Genomic DNA, 15,644 nt, shown 5'->3' on the forward strand with positions numbered 1-15,644 from the left:
GCTCCGGAGAACGCTCTCGGTCCAGGAGGCGCTGTCCTTGGGCCGCTTTCTCTCCGTCGGGGGCCAATGAAGTCTGTTGCGCTGCGGATCCCCATACGCAATGACTCGAACCAAGCCGCTCGGTCTACTGTCCGGTCATGGCATACGAGGAGACCCCGGAGACCGAGCCCACAGCCCTCGACTGGGAGCATGGGACCGGACTGATCGGCGTCCATGACCCGGCCATCGTCGACGCGGCCTTCGAACGCGGTGAACGCCACGTCGGGGTCGCCGTCATCGGGCTTGCCCTGCACCACCCCGACCCCCGGACCATCCTGCCCCGCGTCGCCCAGGCGCTCCGCGCCACCGACCCCACGCGGCAGCACCAAGGCACAGTGGCGCTTGCACACGTCGCGCGGCTGCACCGCACCGTCGACCGGGAATGCCTTGCTCTGCTGCGTACCCAGTCACGTGGCAACGAAGCCGACGACGATCTGTGGGACTTCGTCCCACGCCGCAATCTGCCCTGGTGGCTCTGGAGCCATCAACTCCCAGGACAGGCCAAGTGGTATCTCTTCGAACGCTGGCGCCACTGACTGTGCCCAGACAGATAGCTACTCGGCGGGAATCGATATCGCCGCGTACAGCTCGACCTTCGACATCCGCCGCATGACCAGGACCTTTCACCAGGACCGTCCCGATGCTGCTTCGGCAAGAACCCCGGCGTCTCCTGAACTTGTCGACATCACCCATCCGTGGAACGGGGCGCCTCCCAAACTCATCGACAAGCGACTTCGCTGGAAGTGAACGAAGCCACCTGTCACGTACGACCATGTCTGTAAAGGTCGTTCTGCCTATGATCTGACCTGGGTTTAGAGAGGGGGGTCGATCGTGGCATGGGATGAGAACGGCGAGGGCGGTACACCGGCAGGTCCGTTGGCTCCGGGGGGCGGCGGCATCTTCGGTTCGTCGCCGGCGGAGAAAGCGGCAGCTGCGAACGACATCCAGACTGAGCTGGAGCCGAACACAAAGAGGGTCTCGGATGGGGCGAAGGAGAGCACGGACACGGCGGCCAGGACGCTTGACGGCTGGGAGACTGCCTCCGGCCTGAAAAAGGTCGTGGGGGCCTGGGACCAGCAGGTGAAAGTGCTGATGGGACGGCTCAGCGCGGAAAAGGCTTCCCTGCGCCGAACCTCGGGCCTGTTCCTCCGCAACGATGTCAGCACGGGTGACAATCTCCGAGGTGTCAGATCCAATATCGACGGGCTGTAGGGGGACCGGGCCGATGTTGACGTACCAGGATGTCATGACGACCGATCTCAGTGTTCTGACGACGGCCGCCGAGAAGTGGGAAACCATGGCCGCCGACCTCGCGAAGGTCGAGAAGCGCTACGGGGAAACCGTTCAGAGAATCACGCTGGGACAGAACTGGCAGGGGCTCAGCGTGGAAGCGGCGAACACGAAGTTCGCGACGACCCGACGCGAGTACAAGTCCGCGCAGACCGAGGCCAAGGCGGTCGCCAAGATCCTGACAGATGCGCACGCCGGGTTCGCGGACCTGAAGAAGAAGGTCGAATCCGCCCGCGACGACGCCGTGGCCGCAGGCATGGCGGTCTCGGTAGCGGGACGCGCAGCCTTCGACTTCACACGGCTCCAGGACCCTGCGCAGGAGCGGGCCATGCGACACGACCCGGACCTGAAGGGTGTGGAGGAGTCCTGGTCTTCGTACATCGCCGCGGCGGTAAGGGCCGTGGACGAGTTCGACAAGGCCGTCAAGCAGGCACTCGAAGCCGTGGTCGTGGACGGGAACCTGCTCGACGGCACTGTCGGAGGCTTCAACGCAACCGCCACACCCGTCATCCCGCCGACAGGGCAGGCGCGCAGCGAGCAGAAGTTCACCGACGCCGAGAAGTGGATCTTCGAGGAGATGAAGCGGAACGCGAAGTCGGACACCGTCGGCAACATAAAGGTCCTGCTCGATGAGCCTGAATGGTACGAGTTCGGGCGGAATTATGGATCCGACATCAACGCGGCGATGGTGATGTGGGGCGCGAAGGTGGCTCCGGGCCAGGACTGGGACCACAAGCCCCAGCTCCAGCAGCGGTACGACCTCCAGACCATCGACGACTACTACTTCAAGCAGCCTGGAACGAACCGTGAAGTCTTCTACGACATCTACTCCAACGTTCACTACGGCTACGTCGGCCGCGCCGCCGGCTTCGACACGGACACCCTGATCAAGGGTGCCTCCCTCGGAGAAACCGTGCTGACGGGAGACGACGACCAAGGCGATCAGATCACGATGCGGATTGGGGTCGACCTCTACGACAAGTACGGCGACGACCTGACCGAGGAACAGCTCCAGCAAGGAATCAACGACGCGATGGACAAGATGGAGCAAGCGCAGCGCAACGGCGAGAATGTCCCGCAGGTCAGGACCCGGAAGTGACGCGCGGGCAGTGGGGCTGCGTGGCCGCCCCCGTGGGCGGTCTGGCCACGGGCGTGCTCGGGTCTGTGCTTCTGGCGGCCGCCTGGAAGGCATGCGACGTCGGAGTGAACGGCGCGGCGAACGGCCTCGCACTGATCTTCTACGGGGCACTACTCGCGACTATCGCGGCAGTCTGGTGGGGTGTGCTCATCGGATACATAGGCCGTTGGAACCTCGCAGTTGCCCTCCTTGGGGGCTCAGTCGGCGCGGCGGTCATGGTCTGGATGTTCGTCGCCCTTCTCCACGTTCCGAACGGCTACCGCTGCTGACCCCTGAAAACGCGAGGTTTTCAGGCTGGGACATGTCGCATCGAAGCGGTCCCACCGATCCGGGGACTGCGAGGACGGCCTCGCCGCAAGCCGTGGCGCCTGTATGCCGACCGGGGCTACGACTTCGACAACGAGCGCTGCCGACCCCGTCCCCCAGATCCAAGCTTTCGGCGCCTTTGAAGAGGTGCCTGCGGAAAGCAGGTAGGGGGCTGCTCGCTCCGTGCGTCAGTGGCAGACACATCTTCGACCGGTGACGGTTTCCCGTGCGGAGCATGCACCGTGCGCTCACACGGATGCGACCGGGAAGACGGGCGCGGCGGAAGTCGGAACCGTGCGGCGTGCGGCAGCCGAGTTGTTCGCTGTCACGCTCCGGCGAGGCCAGGTCGCGTGTTGACCGTGACGCTCATTTGGCGCTCCAGGCCCGAGATAGCGCCTCCGGAGCCGAAATGACAGCTCTGACCTGCGGTTTCCGTCGCCCCGTTCGCTGCGACATCTTTCCGATGACAGATGCGGTAATCGACGGCGCCGTCACCTCATGGCGGCCCGGCCGTGCGATAGCCGCTGCGCACCGTAGCGAGGACCGACGGCCGAGGCCATCGCCCGAAGGCGGGTGCGCACGGCGAGGATGGCGCTCGGCGAACGCGGCACCCCTTGGTGGGATCAGTCCCGCACCGAGCGGCGCCGACGCTGGGACACCGGTGCAGCCGAACTCGAAGGCGGTCGGAGGAAGGCCCCACCGCACCGTAGTCGGCGGGGCGCCGAAGATCCGCCGGGGCGACCCGCTCAGCGCGAGACCGGGCGGGCTTTCCCCGGGACTTCACGGTCGTTGCTCAGGGCTGTGCGCCCCGGCCCTTCTGGATGAAGAAGTAACCGACGAGACAGATGCAGGCGATGAGGGCCAGCAGGGCCCAGCCTCCAGCATTCCCGGAGATGATGAGAAACGCTGAGAACAGGGCCCCGGCCACAGCGAAGAACGTGGCGAACTGAACGTACCGCTTCACCACGGCGCGCTGTTCCATCGACCATCCGACGTGAGGCATGTGTTCCCTTCCGCGGGAGTGGGGCGGGGCCTCCCGCCCCACTCCGGGGGCTCAACCGCTGATCGTGTTCGAGGGCGGACGCGATCGCGTCACCCACGGTCCGGTTCGCCGCCGGAGACGGCGAACCGGTCAGAACGGCATGCGGCCGCGGGCCCGACGGCCGGCGGAGCCGCTGCTGCCCACGGCCTTGGAGCTGCTTCGGAACGGCTTGCTGAAGAGCCGGCCCAGCAGCCCAGGAGCCTTGCCACCGACGCGCGAACCTGCCCCGAGGGTTCGCTGGGTCCCACGTTCGGGACCGCGGGACAGCCGAGGCACGAAGAACGCAAGAACGGCCAGAACTACACAGACAGCGATAATGCCAACAATCAGCATGAAGGACTCCCAGGTTGATGTGTCCTGCCGTCTGCCCTCCCGGTCCACCGGTATGCGCCCCCGCTTCCCACCGGGAGCCCGAGTACCGTCGAGCTGTCACAAAGGCAGTGTTGTTGCCAATACGATCGCAGGTCGGGTGCGCAGAGCTGCCCGACGTGCGTCTGTGAGTGGGTTCTTGAGTTGGCCCCGTGTTGCTCGGTGTTGACACGCTCGGGTGTGCCGCCGCTTTCAGGGCGCAGATCCGGGCTGAGCGGAGCCAACGCCGTCCTCAGGCGGTGCTTGCCGGGTCGTGCGGCATGATGGCGGCCATGCGTAGAGGAGGGGGCGGGGGACTCCGCCGACTATGGCCGTGGCGCGCGCGTGACGAGTCGGCGCTCGCCGAGACCGAGGCTGAGATCACCGCCTTCGGTGAGGCCCTGAACGCCCATTCCTTCAGCCCTGGCCAGCCGGGTGCCACCGATGCGATGCGCGCCGAGCTGGCGCGTGCCCTCGATGCGTACGAGCAGGCGAAGCGGTACTTCGTCGGTGGCCGGACCTGGGCGGACACACGCGACGTACCGCGCGCACTGGACGAGGGCAGGCACGCGCTTGCCTGTCTGGATGCCCTGCTCACCGACGAGCCGCTGCCAGAGCGCATGCCGCTCTGCTTTTTCGACGCCCGGCACGGGCGAGCCGTCCGGCAAGCCAGTTGGGCGCCTCCAGGGGGTATCGCGCGCGACATCGCCGTGTGCGCAGCGGACGCGGTGCGCCTGGCGGAGAGCCCGGCTCCGATCGCTCCGCGGCCGGAGCCGACCAGTAAGCTCCCCGGCGCACAGCCGCGTACGGCCAAGTACCCCACGACTACGCCGGTGAGCGCCCCCCAGCTGCAGGTCAGCGGGAAGGGAAGCAGCGGCGAGCAGACGCATCAGCTGGCGATGCCGTCGTACCGGCCGGCCCTCATGGTCTTCTCGACGAACGCGCCGGGACGGGTCGACCTGCGTTTCGAGGGCAGGAAGGGGCGCTCCTCACGGCTCTACCGGCTGACAGGCGACGGTGCCGCCCTCATCGCCCGGATTCCGCTGCCGGAGGCAAAGAAAGCAGTCGCCTTCCGGGTATTTGCCGCCGGCGGCCGGGAGGCGTGGACGGCGACCCCGGCACCACTGCGCGAAGTCCCCCGCTTCCACGACGAGATCAACGGCACCGGGTCCGATGTCGTGCACTACCGGGGGGAGCCGGGTCCGGGTGTTCTGCGGTACGAGGGACCCAGCGTGATCGAGTTGGAGGCTCTGGACGGCCGGCTCGCATACCGGGTGATGGTGGTTGCGGGCAGCTCCGGGGAACGCACGTTCCAGTGGCCGGGCCGCGGCTACTACCAGGTGCGCTCGGCCGGAGCGTGGAGTCTGTCCGCTGCGTGACGACGCGGATAGATCGCTGGCCTCCGGCCAAGCATGATGCGCAGATCGACCCGGACGTGCTGCCTGCGCTGCACGCCGCAAACTTGGTGATCGTCAACTTGGCTGGACGGCGCCTCTTCGGGCGTGCTGCCTTCGCTTCGGCCATGGCCGAAGCGCTCTCTTCCTCGATCAAGGACATCCGGACCTCGCTGGAGGTCGACGACATCCGGTTCACCACCCCCGACGTCGCCATCGTCAGCCTCACCAAGACCGTCTACGACGAACGGTCCGAGGCGGAGGACTCGTCCGAGCTGCCCTCGGTTGGTGTCATGACCTACGTCTTGACCCGCGTGCGGACCGGGTCCGGGACGTGATCCACAATTTCAACACCCGGGTTCGTATCGCTTTACCCGAAGTGCAGGGGCGGCCGGCCGAAGACGTTCACCCTGCCCGAGCGCCGGGAGATCAAGAGGATCGCCAAGTCCAATCCAGTCGAGCACAATCTGCCCTTCTCGACCTGGAGTCTGGTCAAGCTGGCCGACTTCCTGGTCGCCGAGGGGGTGGTCGACGACATCAGCCACGAGGGCCTGTGCATCCTGCTCCGCGAGGAAGGCGTCTCCCTTCAACGCGTGAAGACACGGAAGACCTCGAAAGATCTCGAAAGATCCGGACTACGCGGAGAAGAAGGCCCGTGTCGAGCACCTCTACGCCACCGACGGCGAGGTCATACCCGAGTGCGGCGAGCCCGAGATCATCTTCTGCATGGACGAATTCGGGCCGCTCAACCTCCAGACCCACCCCGGACGCGGCCGAACGCGGTGGCCGGCACAAGAACCCCGACCGAGCCCCCCGGCCACGGCGGCGGGCGACCTACACCCGCCCGCATGGGGTCCGGCACCTGTTCCCCGCCTACGACCTGGGCAAAGACCAGCTCTATTGTCACATCAAGAAGACCAAGAACCGCTCCAAGTTCCTGGAGTTCTGCCGCTACCTGCGCTCTTGCACCCAGCGAAGGTGCGGATCGCCATCATCTACGACAACTACTCCCCGCACCTGACCACGAAGCGCTGCCAACGGGTCGCAACGTGGGCGGACGCGAACAACGTCGAGATCGCCTATACCCCGACGAACTCTTCCTGGCTCAACCGCATCGAAGCGCAGCTCACCGCCCTGCGCTACTTCACCCTCGACGGCACCGACCACGCCAGCCACAAGGAGCAGGGCAGCATGATCCGGCGTTACATCATCTGGCGAAACCACCACACTCACGACCAGCAACTACGAACCGTAGTCAACCAAGCCAACATTGCCTGAAGCGGCGCTAGAGCGGGATTACCCGGACTTGCACCGCGAGCTCGGTTCCGACCTGACGCGCGATCGTAGCCACCAACTCCTCAACCATGGGTTTGTCTGGTGTGCCGTGAACCGTGACCTGAAGGCCGGGCATTTCCCAAGCGAACTCAATCTCCATGCCCTCGACGGCGATCCGGTAGTGGCCATCGCCAGCCACCGGCACCGCCCCCCAGCCCGTTGGCTGAAGCACATCCGGGCACCTATCCGAGCGCACCGGCCCGAGGAAATCGTCGTCATCGGTCGCAAGCAAGTACTCAAGCACACCATCAGTATGTCGGCCTGACAGGGCGGACGTTACTTGATGCGGCACTAGGACGTGGTCATAGGTTCCCATCGGCGTCGCTCTCGCCCAACGCACTGCCTCATCGTCTGAGACGCCATCGAGCACGAGGGACCGGCACGGTAGCCCCCGCCAGTCGATGCCTTGCCCCGCCCAGGGGAGGGTACAGACCGAGACGTCCAACAAGCCGACGCCGTGCCACCATGCCCGTTCCATCGGGAAACAGCGGGGAACCGCGGCCCCTCGCGTACAACGCTCACGCGAACGGCCCCCGAGACGATCAGGGCGAGGGCGAGCAGGACGGCGGCGCCGGTCATCACCAGCGCCCACCCACCGGTCTGCCACAGCGCTGCGGCCAGCGCGGAGCCGATCGTGCCGCCGATGAAGTTGCCGGTGACGAAACCGGTGTTGAGCCGGCTGCGGCTGTGCGGCTCGACGTGCCGTCGGGTCGGCCGCTCCCGCGGACGTCTCCAGCACCAAGGCGTGACAAGGCACCATCATCCCTCGGGGGCATCTCATTGGACGCCGAGATGCCCCCGAGGGTCTTTTGCATACGCGCCGTTCGAAACCCGGCCAGGGCACTCGCGGCGTATCACCGTGTTCGCACCGCACCCAGTTGAGAGCGGTCGAGGCCCGGGTCCGTGAAGCCCCGCGCGACAGTGTGCAGCACACGGGCCATCGCCTGGGCCGCCGGCGTGCTGGCGCGCTGGACGGGCCTGGCCAGGAGGATACGGCGGACCGGGGCGATGTCGCTGGCCGACTGCTCGCTGGACAGGGAGAGAAGGCGTACATCGCTTCTCCGGTTGGTCAGAGCCAGCCGAGGGGCAAGGGCCAGACCGAGGCCGGCGGCGACCATGGCCTGGGCCTCCTGGTAATCATGCGAGGCGTAGGCGATACGCGGTTCGAAGCCCGCTTGGCGACAGGCGCGGCGCAACACGTCCGCGACGGGATGGTTCTCCGCGCGGATGATCCACTCCTGGTCCGCCAGGTCGGACAGCCTTACGTGATCGGAGCTGACCAGTGGGGAACTGGTGGGCACGACCAGCACCGTCGGGTCCTCGAGGAGCGGCGTGAGGATCAACTGGTCGTCGTCGATACGGTTCCAGTCGTAGTCCCACAGCAGCGAAAGTTCCACCTCGCCCGTGTGCAGCATCTCCCGTAGCTGGGCGAGGACTCCGGCGCGTACGACCGTGCGCACCTGCGGGTGTGCCCGGCGGAAGCGGGTCAGGGCCAGGGGCAGCAGCGAGGCACTGGCCGTCGGGAAGGAGCCGAGGGTCACCACCCCGCGGTCCAGGTGCCCGAAGGCCTCCAGGTCGGCTTCCGCGGCCTGGAGTTCACGGCGGATGACGCGGCCGCGCTCGGCCAGCGCGGCGCCCGCGGCGGTGGTGCGCGCGCCCCGGGGCAGCCGCTCGATCAGCGGCTGCCCGGCCTCGCGCTCAAGCAGGGACATCTGTTGGGAGGCAGCCGAGGTCGTCATGGACAGCGCCTCGGCGGCGGCAGTCAGCGAGCCGCGCTCGGCGACCTCGGCGAGCAGCAACAGTCGGCGAACGTTGAGCATGCAGTGAGTTTAGTTCAGCTAAACCCTACTCAAGGAAAGAGACATTGTGCTCAAGCCAACAGCTCTGCGAGAGTCGGCGCGACGCAGCGGCCCCGCACCCGTTGTGCTGAGAGAAGGACGCTCTGACATGCACGTTCCCGCAACCCTGGTACGAGGTGGGACCAGCAAATGCTGGCTCTTCCCCCAGGTGCACATGCCTACCGACCGCGACCGGATCGAGCGCATTCTGGTCGACGCGTACGGCGCGGCAGACCCCGTTCAGCTCGACGGAATCGGCGGCGCCACCCCCACCACGTCCAAGGCGGCTGTGGTGGGGGCCAGTGCCCGCGAGGGCGTCGACATCGACTACCTCTTCGCCCAGGTTGGCATCGGCACCGGCACGGTCGAGTGGGGCAGCAACTGCGGCAACTGCGCCACGGCCATCGCCCTTTATGCCGTGGCCGAGGGCTTGGTGCCGCTCAAGGGCGACCGCACTCCGGTGGTCATGCGCAATATCAACACGGGCGCCGTGCTGGAGGCCGAGGTGGACACGCCGGGCGGCCGGGTCCAGGAGTTCGGTGACCGTACGGTCCCGGGCACGCTGGCCGGCGGTGTACCGGTGGGACTCGCCTTCCGCGACCCGGCGGGGGCGACGACCGGCCACTTGCTGCCCACTGGCTTGCCTGCCCAGGAACTACCGGTCGGTGAACTTGCGGGCGGTGCCAGGATCCCGAACTCCGGGGCACCGCTCATCGTGAGCATGGTGGACGCCGGTGCGCCGGTCGTCCTGGTGGACGCTGTGCGAGCCGACCGGACCGGGGCCGAGACGCTGGACCAGATGCGTGCCGAGGCGTCCTGGCTGCGCGCGACGCGCCACGCCGCCGCCGTCCGCATGGGACTGGTACAGCCCCGAGCCGAGCCGGGCGACGCCGTTCCCAAGACGGGCCTCATCGGCCCGCCCGTCGCCTACACGACGACCCTAGGCGAGCATGTGGCCGCGCACGAGTACGACGTGTCCGTACGAATGCTGTCCATGAACTCCCCCCACCCGGCCATCGGCCTCACCTCCGCGGTCGCCGTGGCCGCAGCGAACCTTGTCGAGGGCACCGTGGTGGCCAACGCCTCCACCGCACCCGGCGGCCGCGTCCTGCGCATTGGCACCCCGGCGGGTGTCCTGGCCGTCGAGTCCTCGGGAGCCGGGCCCGACCGGGTCACCGTCGCCCGGGCCGCACGCATCCTCTGCCAGGCCCGCATCCTCGTACGTGACCTGGCCCTCCCGGCAGCCGCCTGACCCCTGCCGCCCCCGGTGAGCCGCATACAGCGGGCCCCCGCAGTGTCCCTTCGAGACTGTTCCTCACCGTGTTTGTCGTGCTTCCCTCTCTGGCACGCCTCGGCCGATCAGGCCCCCTGCCCAACTCCCCCTCCCGCAGGACAAAGAGGACAATGATGTCTCCTGAGCTGATCTCCGTCGGCGCGCTGCTCGTCATGTTCGTCGTCGGCACCGTCCTGCCGATCAACATCGGCATCCTGGCCTTCGTCGCGTGCTTCGCGGTCGGTACGACCGCGCTGAACATGACCGAGGACCAGATATTCGAGGGCTTCCCCGTGGAGCTCTTCCTCACCATCGTCGGCGTCACCTATCTGTTCGCCGTGGCCCGCCGCAACGGTACGGTCGATCTGCTGGTCGCCGCCGGAGTCCGTCTGGTGAGGGGGCGGACCGCCCTGATTCCCTGGGTGCTCTTCCTCCTGGCCGGGGTCCTGACCTCGCTGGGCACCTTCACCCCCGCTGCCGTGGCGATCCTGGTGCCCATCGGGATGAACTTCGCCTTCCGCTACAACATCAACCCGCTCATGACCGGGATGATGGTGATCAGCGGTGCCCATGCCGGGGCGTTCTCTCCCATGGCCGTCTCGGGCGCGCTGGTGCTCGGCATGGTCGACGACACCGATCTGTCCGTCGCGCCGGCGACACTCTTCTTCGCCAGCTTTGCCGTCAATCTCCTACTGTCCCTACTCACCTTTGCCGCTCTGCGGCGCCGCACGATGGCGGCGGACTCCTCCGCGCAGCCGGAGCAGGAGGCAACGGACGGCGACGCCGGCACGGGGCGAGCCACCTGGCACCAGTGGGCCACGCTGGCAGCCCTCGCCGCACTGGTGGTGTGTGCCCTCGGATTCCAGATGCAGATCGGCGTTCTCGCCCTGGCCGCCGGTGCGTTGCTTGCCCTCCTGGACATGAAGCGCCAGGAGAAGGCGGTGGACGGCATCAGCTGGCACACCCTGCTGCTGGTCGGCGGCATGATGACCTACATCGCGATGCTGGAGCACGCCGGGATCATCGAGAGGATCTCCGAGCACGCGGCCGGTTTCGGCACCCCGCTCGTCGTGGCTCTCTTCCTCTGTTTCACGGTCGCCGTCACCTCCGCTTTCGCCTCCTCGACCGCGATCCTCACTGCGATCATCCCGATCGCCGTTCCGCTGCTGCTGTCCAGCCACCTCAGCTCGACCGGTCTGATAGCTGCTCTCGCCGTCTCCACCACGATCGTCGACGTCTCACCGTTCTCCACCAACGGGGCGCTGGTCCTGAGCAACGCGCGGGGCGTGGAGCGCCGCGGCTTCTACCGCCAGGTCCTCGGCTACACCTGCGGCATCGTCGCCGCGGGCCCTGTGGTCGCCTGGGGCGCTCTCGTCCTGCCCTGGTCCTGAGGGGGCACAGTCTTGCCCCGACGAATGATCACGCTGAACCAGAGCGTGGTCGATGCGAAGGGCACTCTGTCGATTGGTGGCTCGGAGGGCGGACGGCGCTGCGATTCCTGAAGTGAGTTCGCCCTCACCTGGCAGGCGGCGCCTCAATTCCGCTGACAGCAGGGTGAGTTCATTACTGCTAGTCGTCGCCAGGGAGCGCCAGTGTCGTGAGACGTACAGCGAAAGGAGCTGGACGATCTCCGGGTAGTCGGCAGCGTGCCAACGAGGGTCTGCTGGCGCAGTGATCCAGAATTCCACCCACGTCGGGGATTGTCCCTTGTCAGATGCGACGAGAACAGTCACAGTTCTGGCTGCCACTTGTCGAACACCCAGCCTGGATAAGAGGTGCCGAGGTATGGCAGGTGAGTGTCCCAGTCTCCAGGTGACAACGTCTGTACAGGTTGCAGTGCGACGCGTCTGTCCGAGTCGATGTTGAACCCCCAGGAGAAGCCGGCTAGCGGCAGAACTCGCCGTTCGGTGTCATCCATGGGTGTCCATGCCAGGTAAGTGTGGGCCGTCCAGTGGAGTGGATCCCGCCTGGCGCGGGACGGCGCGTCAAACAAGGTGGGGTTGACACCAAAGAACGCGTACGGAGACGGCGCATCCTCGAAGAGGTAGAACGGGTCCATGTCAAAGGCGGCCCCGGCGGAGGAGTTGTCCGTCGAACGCACCATCTGGACCCAGCCAAAGAGGGCCCGATACCCCCTTCCCGGGTAGTCCACCACAGCGGTACAGCTCGGGAAGCCATGGGCTGAGGGGTGCTTGCCGATTGCGGCGGGGTCATCCACGTGTTCCACCGTCGCCGTGAGCGAGCCCTGGGTGTCGCCACGTAAGAAGGGAATGATCACAGACTTCACCCTGCCGCTGGGGCATCTCCGTGGCAAGGGCGCGGAGGAGAGCCCACGCAGCCGCTAAAGCAAATGCATTGGGCGTCGAAGGCCCCCACCTGCCGAAGATCAGCGATCGGAACGGCGATACCGGCCTCCTCCTCCAGCTCGCGCGCAGCGGCGGGAAGGCTCGTCTCCCCGACGGCTACATGGCCGCCGTTAGAACAGTTCACCTGTCTCAGGGCCGCTGTTGTCTCAGCGGATTCGCTTCAGAGATCGGCAAGGAATCCGCCGATAGACGGTCGGTGGTGTCTCACATTGAGCGAAAGATTTTGCCCTGCCGTGCCCTGGCGATCCATCGGCTCCGCCCGGCCCTGGGCTCGGTAGGATCAGCAGATCATGGGGGTGCGGTGGGATCAGTAGGTGCCGGGGCAGGGTTCAAGTACTCCCTGGCCAGTGACGACGGTGGTAGCGACTTCTGGGGCTTCGCCCGCGAGGCCAGGGGTCTGTTCGGTGTGTCGGAGGACGGCTTTCGGCAGGTCGAGCTGCTGGGGTGCGCACCTCGCGGCGGGCTGCTGGCCGGCCTTGACCATGTCGGCGGCCGCCGCGCCCGGGCGGGGAGCGCAGACCTGGCCCTGCTGGATGCCGAAGGCATCGAGATGGGGTCCTATTTTGTCAACGACGTCGCTCCAATCGCCGCCAGAGCCTCGGCCCTTGGTGCCGGCCTTGTCGATGTCACCGTGCAGCTCTGGTGCGACCAGACGCTTCCCGGCTCCGATTGGATGTGGGAGCTGATCCGAACCGGGCAGCTGAACCGGAAGGGCCTGTGGCACTCCCTGGACCAGCCGGGCCGGCGTGCGTGGTTGTCCGTGGCCCTGTGGTCCAGCGAATACCAGCGCCGCGGCAAGAGCGCGGACATCGCTCCGGGCCGCGCTTTCGTGCTGGACGGCCAGCAGGTCCACGACGTGGACAGCTTCTACTGTGCGATCGGCGAGGCGGTCAACGGGCCGGGCGGGTACTTCGGATGGAACCTCGACGCTTTGAACGACTGCCTCAGAGGCGGCTGGGGTGCCGCGCTTCCGTTCACCCTTGAATGGCAGCATGCCGAAGTTGCCAGGTCACGGCTGGTGGAACACCGGGCTGTGCAGGGTGACCCGGCCACCTTGTTCGAGTTGATCCTGAACATCATCGGAGGCCATGACATCGAGGTCGTCCTGGTGTGAATCGGGCGCCGACACATCGTGCCATCAGTGGCGCGGATGTGCCCCAGTCCCATGCTCAGCGCGGTAGCGGTCCGAACCTGGTCGCGCTCACACCATCGACCGCGAGAGGAGCCTGCGCAGAAGCAGAACATCAGGGAGCCCGAGTGCGCGGTCAGACAGCGAAGATCGCAACACGCTGCGGCGAGTGCGGCGCCATGGCAGTCCGGCAGGTGAACCAGTTTATCCTCGACGATTCCCTGTGGTCGGATTCCGAGTTCTCCTGCGCAGCCTGTAGCACCCATATATGCGAGAACTCAGGCCCGGGGACGGCGCCCGACGATGTGCGAGAGGCCCTGCTCGCCGCGAACGGACCCGCCAGGCTCCGACTCGCCGGTCCGCTACCAAGCCTCGTCCCGGCCCTGAAGGTCTTCAGGGAAGACTCGGCGGTTTCCTTGTCGCGGGCCCAGAAACTGGTCGGCGAACTGAGCGGTGACGGCCTGGAAGGGACGTTGCCGGAGATGGAATTCCTGATGGCCCGACTGCGCACTCGCGGCGTCCTTGTCGACACTGAGCAGCGGGAGGGGTTCCGTTGATGTCGCCTGTCGGCATACCCGCGTGTTTGCGAAGGTAGGTACGGATGAACGTGCAGAGCAGGTGTCCTGTACCAGTGCTGTGGGGGCAGTTCCCCCTCTCTGTAGGCAGGTGCGGAGTGCCAGCACTGCCGGGTGCGCCACCTGGCAGGCGGCTGTCACGAACTACGCTGGCACCCCCTTCCCACCGCCCAGGGAGCAGCGTGCCGCCGTCCTTCGCCCACCGGATAACCAAATACAACCCCGCCGACCGCGACGAGCACGGCCGCTACAACGGCGCCGAGGACACGGTGAGCGACCACGGGCCGGTCGAAGCGTCTTACTTGGAAGCGATCGCCGCCTTCGCGCGGGACTCGGGTATCGACCGGCTGGAGATTCGCGAGCCAGAGGTCACCGGCCGGGTCAACTTCGGCCTGGAAGCGCCGGTCGAAGGACACGGCCTCGCCGGGCTGTTCCCACCCGACCTCGCCGGCTACCACGACGGGGCCGAGGTCTCGGTGCCGGTCGCGCTGGAGCTGGTCCGTGCCATGCTCCGAGACAATGGTGCGTGGTGCAGACTGGAGTGGAAGGACACGTTCACCGTGCACGTCGGGTGGGACCAGTACGTGTACGTCGGCAGCGACCAGCCCTGCGAAGAAGCCGTCGCCAAGACCCTCGAAGTCGGGTTGTTCGCGGAACCGATCACCGCCTCGCCCTACGCCGCAGACCTTGAGGAACCAGAGGTGACACAGGCCGCGGACGAGGACTTCTGGGAACGAGTAGGGGCAGCACTGGCCTCATCGCAGGCGCTGCTTCTGGAAGAGGCATACCTCCGCAACGCCACCCGCTGGCACCGCCTCACCGAGGACACCCTCCACACGGTGCGCGTCGCTCTAGGCCCACGCGCGCTACTGACCGTCTGGCCCGACCTCACCCCTGATGTCGACGCGGTCCTCGCCGCACTGCCCCAGGACGAATCCGTGGAGTTCGTCTGGGAGGCACCGGACGCAACGATCCACCACGTCACCGTTGACGAGAGCGACCACCAACAACTCGCAACCTTGGTGGCGGACGCGCGTGCTGCCTGCGTGCTGCCCCTATCCCTCGACGAACACCCCCCGCTCTTCCAGGCCGCTCTGCCCGACAGCGACGGCGTGCTGCGCGCCCGGTGGTGACCTGGCTTCTCCGTTTCCTGTTCATCCGTACGCGGCTATGTGCGCTCACGCGAACGCCGACATCGCCGGCCGTTCGGAATTCCTGGATCCCACGGGAGGCGATGAGCGACCATTCCGCCATGGAGCGAATCATCGGCCTCGACCAGGCAGATGTGCGCTTCGATCTCTACCGTGTTCGTGATGCGCGTCCAATCGAGTCCGGCTTGATGACCAGCGACCTGTCGGCTTCGAGGGGTTGGGGCCATGAGGCAGTCTCATCGCGCCATGTCACGGATCCCACGGTCAGGCCGACTGTTTCCCAGCCGTGTCGGCTTTAGTGATCTTCGCAGCACCCTGTATGGGGCCGCATTCGTGGCTTGCGCGGCCAGCCACGCCACCGGCCCCGCCAGCTGTTCGCCGACCGAGGCTACGACTTCGACAAATATCGCCGTCTCGTCC

At 66.7% G+C, this 15,644-nt stretch carries 17 protein-coding genes and 3 pseudogenes; 14 read left to right on the plus strand and 6 right to left on the minus strand.

The genetic code is table 11. From position 1 onward, the window contains the following. Positions 1–137 precede the first annotated feature (137 nt). The 5 genes and pseudogenes from ACFWFI_RS05105 to ACFWFI_RS05125 form a co-directional block, all read left to right on the plus strand. Positions 138–575 carry a hypothetical protein gene (locus ACFWFI_RS05105; protein ID WP_387385629.1) on the plus strand — a complete coding sequence of 146 codons (438 nt, stop codon included), beginning with the start codon at positions 138–140 and terminating at the stop codon, positions 573–575. A 295-nt stretch (positions 576–870) separates the two neighbouring features. Then, entirely contained in the window at positions 871–1,251 is a 381-nt protein-coding gene (locus ACFWFI_RS05110; protein WP_387385631.1) for a hypothetical protein, read from the plus strand. Then, entirely contained in the window at positions 1,223–2,428 is a 1,206-nt protein-coding gene (locus ACFWFI_RS05115; RefSeq protein ID WP_387385633.1) for a polymorphic toxin type 44 domain-containing protein, read from the plus strand. The genes ACFWFI_RS05110 and ACFWFI_RS05115 overlap by 29 nt, the downstream gene beginning before the upstream one ends. Then, positions 2,425–2,736 carry a hypothetical protein gene (locus ACFWFI_RS05120; RefSeq protein WP_387385635.1) on the plus strand — a complete coding sequence of 104 codons (312 nt, stop codon included), beginning with the start codon at positions 2,425–2,427 and terminating at the stop codon, positions 2,734–2,736. Before ACFWFI_RS05115 ends, ACFWFI_RS05120 begins: the two co-directional genes overlap by 4 nt. 39 nt (positions 2,737–2,775) lie before the next feature. After that, positions 2,776–2,874, plus strand: a pseudogene (locus ACFWFI_RS05125) (IS5/IS1182 family transposase); the annotation flags it as partial. 692 nt (positions 2,875–3,566) lie between these two features. Here the strand turns inward: ACFWFI_RS05125 and ACFWFI_RS05130 are convergent. Further along, complete coding sequence (locus tag ACFWFI_RS05130) at positions 3,567–3,776, minus strand: hypothetical protein (RefSeq protein ID WP_387385637.1); 210 nt, start codon at positions 3,774–3,776, stop codon at positions 3,567–3,569. A 129-nt stretch (positions 3,777–3,905) separates the two neighbouring features. Continuing rightward, a complete protein-coding gene (locus ACFWFI_RS05135; RefSeq protein ID WP_387385640.1) occupies positions 3,906–4,148 on the minus strand; it encodes a DUF6411 family protein in 243 nt (80 codons plus the stop codon). 308 nt (positions 4,149–4,456) lie between these two features. Here ACFWFI_RS05135 and ACFWFI_RS05140 point away from each other — a divergent pair, with 308 nt between their 5' ends. The 3 genes and pseudogenes from ACFWFI_RS05140 to ACFWFI_RS05150 form a co-directional block, all read left to right on the plus strand. Further along, positions 4,457–5,542, plus strand: a complete 1,086-nt coding sequence (locus ACFWFI_RS05140; protein WP_387385642.1) for a hypothetical protein — start codon at positions 4,457–4,459, stop codon at positions 5,540–5,542. A gap of 56 nt (positions 5,543–5,598) precedes the next feature. Next, positions 5,599–5,895: an SgcJ/EcaC family oxidoreductase gene (locus ACFWFI_RS05145; RefSeq protein WP_387385669.1), complete on the plus strand. Its 297-nt coding sequence runs from the start codon at positions 5,599–5,601 to the stop codon at positions 5,893–5,895. Then, positions 5,874–6,835 (plus strand): annotated as a pseudogene (locus ACFWFI_RS05150) (IS630 family transposase); the annotation flags it as partial. The gene ACFWFI_RS05145 and the pseudogene ACFWFI_RS05150, both read left to right, overlap by 22 nt. 7 nt (positions 6,836–6,842) lie before the next feature. Here the strand turns inward: ACFWFI_RS05150 and ACFWFI_RS05155 are convergent. Further along, complete coding sequence (locus tag ACFWFI_RS05155; protein WP_387385644.1) at positions 6,843–7,136, minus strand: hypothetical protein; 294 nt, start codon at positions 7,134–7,136, stop codon at positions 6,843–6,845. 610 nt (positions 7,137–7,746) lie between these two features. Further along, positions 7,747–8,712, minus strand: a complete 966-nt coding sequence (locus ACFWFI_RS05160) for a LysR family transcriptional regulator (RefSeq protein ID WP_387385647.1) — start codon at positions 8,710–8,712, stop codon at positions 7,747–7,749. Positions 8,713–8,839: 127 nt separating this feature from the next. Between ACFWFI_RS05160 and ACFWFI_RS05165 the strand changes: the two genes are divergently transcribed. Both ACFWFI_RS05165 and ACFWFI_RS05170 read left to right on the plus strand, forming a co-directional pair. Further along, positions 8,840–9,982 carry a PrpF domain-containing protein gene (locus ACFWFI_RS05165; RefSeq protein ID WP_387385649.1) on the plus strand — a complete coding sequence of 381 codons (1,143 nt, stop codon included), beginning with the start codon at positions 8,840–8,842 and terminating at the stop codon, positions 9,980–9,982. A 155-nt stretch (positions 9,983–10,137) separates the two neighbouring features. Continuing rightward, positions 10,138–11,394, plus strand: coding sequence for an SLC13 family permease (locus ACFWFI_RS05170; RefSeq protein WP_387385671.1), 1,257 nt, complete (start codon positions 10,138–10,140; stop codon positions 11,392–11,394). Positions 11,395–11,732: 338 nt separating this feature from the next. Here the strand turns inward: ACFWFI_RS05170 and ACFWFI_RS05175 are convergent, their stop codons facing one another. Beyond that, entirely contained in the window at positions 11,733–12,281 is a 549-nt protein-coding gene (locus ACFWFI_RS05175; protein ID WP_387385652.1) for a hypothetical protein, read from the minus strand. Positions 12,282–12,286: 5 nt separating this feature from the next. Beyond that, entirely contained in the window at positions 12,287–12,493 is a 207-nt protein-coding gene (locus tag ACFWFI_RS05180; protein ID WP_387385655.1) for an NUDIX domain-containing protein, read from the minus strand. A 549-nt stretch (positions 12,494–13,042) separates the two neighbouring features. Here ACFWFI_RS05180 and ACFWFI_RS05185 point away from each other — a divergent pair. From ACFWFI_RS05185 to ACFWFI_RS05200, 4 genes and pseudogenes are all read left to right on the plus strand, one after another. Then, positions 13,043–13,483, plus strand: coding sequence for a barstar family protein (locus ACFWFI_RS05185; RefSeq protein WP_387385674.1), 441 nt, complete (start codon positions 13,043–13,045; stop codon positions 13,481–13,483). A gap of 143 nt (positions 13,484–13,626) precedes the next feature. After that, positions 13,627–14,055, plus strand: coding sequence for a hypothetical protein (locus tag ACFWFI_RS05190; RefSeq protein WP_387385658.1), 429 nt, complete (start codon positions 13,627–13,629; stop codon positions 14,053–14,055). A 200-nt stretch (positions 14,056–14,255) separates the two neighbouring features. Further along, a complete protein-coding gene (locus tag ACFWFI_RS05195) occupies positions 14,256–15,206 on the plus strand; it encodes an RNA-binding protein (RefSeq protein WP_387385660.1) in 951 nt (316 codons plus the stop codon). Between the two features lie 347 nt (positions 15,207–15,553). After that, positions 15,554–15,644: pseudogene (locus ACFWFI_RS05200) on the plus strand (IS5/IS1182 family transposase); the annotation flags it as partial.

It is taken from the genome of Streptomyces sp. NPDC060209 (genome assembly GCF_042728155.1).
Lineage (GTDB): Bacteria > Actinomycetota > Actinomycetes > Streptomycetales > Streptomycetaceae > Streptomyces.

Coding starts and splice junctions, on each gene's coding strand:
- ACFWFI_RS05105 (WP_387385629.1), top strand. CDS start 138: ATGGCATACGAGGAGACCCCGGAGACCGAGCCCACAGCCCTCGACTGG.
- ACFWFI_RS05130 (WP_387385637.1), bottom strand. CDS start 3,776: ATGCCTCACGTCGGATGGTCGATGGAACAGCGCGCCGTGGTGAAGCGG.
- ACFWFI_RS05135 (WP_387385640.1), bottom strand. CDS start 4,148: ATGCTGATTGTTGGCATTATCGCTGTCTGTGTAGTTCTGGCCGTTCTT.
- ACFWFI_RS05140 (WP_387385642.1), top strand. CDS start 4,457: ATGCGTAGAGGAGGGGGCGGGGGACTCCGCCGACTATGGCCGTGGCGC.
- ACFWFI_RS05160 (WP_387385647.1), bottom strand. CDS start 8,712: ATGCTCAACGTTCGCCGACTGTTGCTGCTCGCCGAGGTCGCCGAGCGC.
- ACFWFI_RS05165 (WP_387385649.1), top strand. CDS start 8,840: ATGCACGTTCCCGCAACCCTGGTACGAGGTGGGACCAGCAAATGCTGG.
- ACFWFI_RS05170 (WP_387385671.1), top strand. CDS start 10,138: ATGTCTCCTGAGCTGATCTCCGTCGGCGCGCTGCTCGTCATGTTCGTC.
- ACFWFI_RS05185 (WP_387385674.1), top strand. CDS start 13,043: ATGTGGGAGCTGATCCGAACCGGGCAGCTGAACCGGAAGGGCCTGTGG.